Source organism: Terriglobales bacterium (assembly GCA_035457425.1).
Taxonomy (GTDB): domain Bacteria; phylum Acidobacteriota; class Terriglobia; order Terriglobales; family Acidobacteriaceae; genus JACPNR01.
Genome location: DATIBR010000094.1, coordinates 1 through 3967 on the forward strand (window position 1 = coordinate 1; position 3967 = coordinate 3967).

The 3967-nt window shown below is 68.6% G+C and carries 5 protein-coding genes; 4 read left to right on the top strand and 1 reads right to left on the bottom strand.

The genetic code is table 11. The annotated features are described in order from the left end of the window. Both VLA96_07115 and VLA96_07120 read left to right on the top strand, forming a co-directional pair. A partial coding sequence (locus tag VLA96_07115; protein ID HSE48961.1) for a phosphate acyltransferase occupies positions 1-1605 on the top strand: 1605 nt, incomplete at its 5' end. Between the two features lie 93 nt (positions 1606-1698). After that, complete coding sequence (locus tag VLA96_07120) at positions 1699-1884, top strand: hypothetical protein (protein ID HSE48962.1); 186 nt, start codon at positions 1699-1701, stop codon at positions 1882-1884. Between the two features lie 9 nt (positions 1885-1893). On the opposite strand, the gene VLA96_07125 is transcribed toward VLA96_07120, so the two are convergent. Further along, positions 1894-2655 carry a hypothetical protein gene (locus VLA96_07125; GenBank protein HSE48963.1) on the bottom strand — a complete coding sequence of 254 codons (762 nt, stop codon included), beginning with the start codon at positions 2653-2655 and terminating at the stop codon, positions 1894-1896. A gap of 206 nt (positions 2656-2861) precedes the next feature. Between VLA96_07125 and VLA96_07130 the strand changes: the two genes are divergently transcribed. Then, positions 2862-3083, top strand: coding sequence for a hypothetical protein (locus tag VLA96_07130; GenBank protein ID HSE48964.1), 222 nt, complete (start codon positions 2862-2864; stop codon positions 3081-3083). Next, complete coding sequence (locus VLA96_07135) at positions 3083-3787, top strand: septal ring lytic transglycosylase RlpA family protein (protein ID HSE48965.1); 705 nt, start codon at positions 3083-3085, stop codon at positions 3785-3787. The genes VLA96_07130 and VLA96_07135 overlap by 1 nt, the downstream gene beginning before the upstream one ends. Positions 3788-3967: the final 180 nt, after the last annotated feature.

Below are 3967 nucleotides of genomic sequence, written 5' to 3' on the forward strand. Positions count from 1 at the left end.
TACAAGGAAAGGTTCGCGCTCGCGACCCCGCACCGCACGCTGGCGGAAGCCGCGCGCGGCGCCGACGTGCTGGTCGGCCTCTCCGTGAAGGGCGCTTTTACTCCCGAGATGCTCCGCGCGATGGCCGACAAGCCCATCGTCTTCGCCATGGCGAATCCCGATCCCGAGATCGGCTATGACGAAGCGCGCGCCGTCCGCCCCGACATCCTGATGGCCACCGGGCGCTCCGACTATCCCAACCAGGTGAACAACGTGCTTGGCTTCCCGTTCATCTTCCGCGGGGCGCTCGACGTCCGCGCCACCACCATCAACGAGCAGATGAAGCTGGCTGCCACGCACGCGCTCGCCGCCCTCGCCAAGGAGGACGTGCCCGATTCCGTCTGCCGCGCGTATCGCGTGGAAGGTTTCCGCTTCGGACCCGACTACATCATCCCCAAGCCGTTCGACCCGCGCGTGCTGGTGTGGGAAGCCGCCGCGGTGGCGCGCGCCGCCATGGAGACCGGCGTCGCCCAGCATCCCGTCGACCTGGCCGAGTATCGCGAGCAGCTCGAGCGCCGCCTCGGCAAGGCGCACGAGATCATGCGCGTCATGATCCAGAAGGCGCAGGCCGAACCCAAGCGCGTCGTCTTCCCCGAGGGCCAGCACGGCAAGGTATTGCGCGCCGCCCACATCCTGGTGGAGGAGAAGATCGCGCAACCCATCCTGCTGGGCGATCCCTCCGCCATCCTGGAGCAGGCGCAACTGGCCGGCATCGAGCTGAACGGCGTCGAGATCGTGGACCCCATGGCCTCGCTGCAGCGCGAGCAGTACGCGCGCGAGTACTACGGCCTGCGCCAGCGCCGCGGCGTCACGCTCTCCGAGGCGCGCAGCCTGGTGACCGACCGCAACCTGTTCGGCTCGCTCATGGTCCGCATGGGCGACGCCGACGCGCTCGTCTCCGGCGTCTCGCAGCATTACCCGGACACCATCCGCCCGGCGCTGCACGCCATCCACGTGCGGCCCGGCGTCCACAAGGTCTCCACCTTGCAGGCCATGGTCACGCGCAAGGGCGAGATCTACTTCCTTGCCGACGTCGCGGTGAACATCGACCCGAGCGCCGAGGACCTGGCCGAGATCGCGCTCTGCGCCGCGCAGCAGGCGCGCCGTTTCGAGGTCGAGCCCCGCGTCGCCATGCTCTCCTTCTCCACCTTCGGCAGCACCCGCCACCCGCTGTGCGAGAAGGTGCGGCGCGCCGTCGACCTGGTCCGCATCGCCGACCCCACGCTCATCGTCGACGGCGAGCTCATGGCCGATACCGCGCTCTCGCCCGAAGTCCTGAGCGAGTCGTACCCGTTCACGCCCCTGCGGCACGAGGGAGCCAACGTCCTGATCTTCCCTGAACTGCAGTCGGCCAACATCGCCTTCAAGCTGCTGGCCCGGCTGGGCGGCCTGGAAGCCATCGGGCCCATCCTGATGGGACTTTCCAAACCCGTGCACGTGCTGCCGCGCGATTGCTCGGTGGAGACCATCGTGAACACCGCGGCGCTGGCGGTCGTCGACGCCCAGGAGGCTGAGACCCAGCATTTCGACGAGCGCGAGCTCGCCATCAGCCGCGCTCGCGTGTAGCGCGCTCTGCGCCCGGCGTGTTTTGTGTGCGCCGGGCGTGCGTCTTCTCCGCGCGCGCTTGTGCTATTATCCTGCCGCACTTTCCGTCAAAAAATGACTTCGGAACCCTTCGATCCTGCCGATCTGGAGGCGCGCATCGCCGCCATCCGGCGCCTGGCCGACGAGCTCGCCAAGGTCCGGCTGAAGGACTCCGGCAGCCTGACGGAAGCCGAGCGCCTGGCCGAGTCCCTGCAGGAACAGGCCGCCGCGCTACGCTCGCGGATCCGCCGCTCCGACTGATGTGGCTGTTCAGCGCTCCGGCGTGACGCTGGGCTGGGTGCCCGTGCGCCAAGTCAGCGCCTCGCGCTCGCGCTCCGAGACCTTCGGACGCCCGAAGATCGCGCGCTTGAGGTCGGGCAGGAACTCGCGCACCACGTTCATTCCCGCCTCGGTGCCGAGCCGGGTGACGGCGCGGTAGCCGGTGCGCCGGAACCCGCGCGAGGACGGCGGGTAGTACACGTTCGAGATCGAGGCGGAGACCGCCGTGCCCAGCACCTGGGAGTAGTTGAATTGCGGCTCGCCTTCGTCGTCGTCGGTCTCGACGATCTGCGAGAGGGCGTCGAGCACGCGCGCCGCGAACGGCTCCCGCCCGTTGCGCTTGTAGCGCGGGTCCTGGTGCGCCAGCACCGGGATCAGGAACTTGCTGAAGAAGGCGTGCGACTCCGTGTCCGCCAGCGCCGCGCCGTAGCGGCTGCGGAAGCCGCGCCATCCCTGGCCGAATCCCGGGTCGGTGTTCGCCGCCTGTCCCACCCCGGCCGCCACGCCCGCCGCGGTGAAGGTGAAGGGCGAGTTCGTGTGCTGCATGAAGAGCTGGAACTTGTCGCCCGCGGTGAGCCGGCGGGGCAGCTCAGGCGGGGCGTCCACCTGGGCGCGGAACCGCTCCTGGCTGAGCTGAAGCTGCGTCGCGGAAGGCGCCGCCGGCAATTCCTGCGCCGCGGCGTCGCGCGAGCTGGAAGAGGGGGCTTCCCGCAGCGGCGCCGCCTCTTGCGCGGCCAGCGCACCTGCCAGCATGAGAACGAAGGATCCGAACCGCAGGGCCCACATACGTAGTTCCTCTGTATTAAGAGGTAAGCCAGGAGGCGTGGGTTGCTGCGCGATAAGACTCGGCCACGGCTCGGCGGCAGGGTTCTTCCGGTGGTTCCGGTGCGTTGCGCGAAAAATCCCGGCAGCGCATAATCCATTCCTCTGGCACTCTGCTTCTAAACAGAAGGTGGAACGTGACCGATCCACAGAACCGTCCCTTCGAACGGGCGGGACGCAAGATGGACGACGCCTTCGATACGGCGTCCGACCGCGTCCAGAAGGAACTGAACGACGCCATCCGCTACCTCAACGACGAGGTGGTGCCGAAGGTCCGTGGGGGCTCGACCAAGGCCCTGCGCACCGCGGCCGAGAAGCTCGCCAAGCTCGCCGACTACATGGAGCAGCAGCAGAAGTAGTGCGCCGGCTGCCTCTGGTCGCGGCGCTCGGCTGCGTGGCTCTGCTGCTCGCCGGCTGCGGCGGCAAGAAGAACCGCACCAGCCGCATCCCGCCGCCGCCGCCTCCGGTCGCCTCGTATCCGTCGTCCGCGAAACCGTCGCCCTATCCCAGGAACGGGAAGGTCCTCTACACCGAGACCGGCCTGGCGAGCTGGTACGGGCCGCCCTACCACAATCGCAAGGCAGCCAACGGCGAGATCTACGACCAGGACGCGCTGACCGCGGCGCACCGCACGCTGCCCTTCGGCTCGCTGGTGCGCGTCACCAACCTGAAGACCGGGACGAGCGTGCTGGTGCGCATCAACGACCGCGGCCCGTTCGTCGAAGGCCGCGTCATCGACCTCTCGCGCGCCGCCGCGAAAGCGGCCGACGTCTGGCGCGCCGGCATCGCCAAGGTGCGCCTCGACGTGCTCGAGACGCCCGCCGCCATCGACCGTGGCGGGCGCTGGTGCGTCCAGATCGGCGCCTTCGACGATCGCGACGAGGCCACCGAGGTGAAGCAGCGCCTCGCGCGCAAGTACTCCACCGCAAAAGTCATCCAGTTCACCGGGCCGACCGGCGAGTGGGTGCGCGTCCGCGTCCCGCAGGACGACAAGCGCCGCGCCCAGGAAGTCGCCGACAACGCGCGCACCTCCGCCCCGGTCTGGCTCGTCCGCATGGACTGACGGCGTTTCCGATCTTCGATTTAAGATCTTCGATCTCGTACCCCGAACCTCGCGGCCGACGACCGAGGGCCGACGACCGACGACCTGCCCGGGTTTAGAATCGTCGCGCTATGAGCGACTGTCTGTTCTGCAAGATCATCGCCGGCCAGATCCCCGCCAGGAAGGTCTACGAAGATGATC

Excerpts from the sequence above, each read along its gene's own strand:
- VLA96_07125 (HSE48963.1), bottom strand. The coding sequence starts at position 2,655 with ATGCTGGCAGGTGCGCTGGCCGCGCAAGAGGCGGCGCCGCTGCGGGAA.
- VLA96_07120 (HSE48962.1), top strand. The coding sequence starts at position 1,699 with ATGACTTCGGAACCCTTCGATCCTGCCGATCTGGAGGCGCGCATCGCC.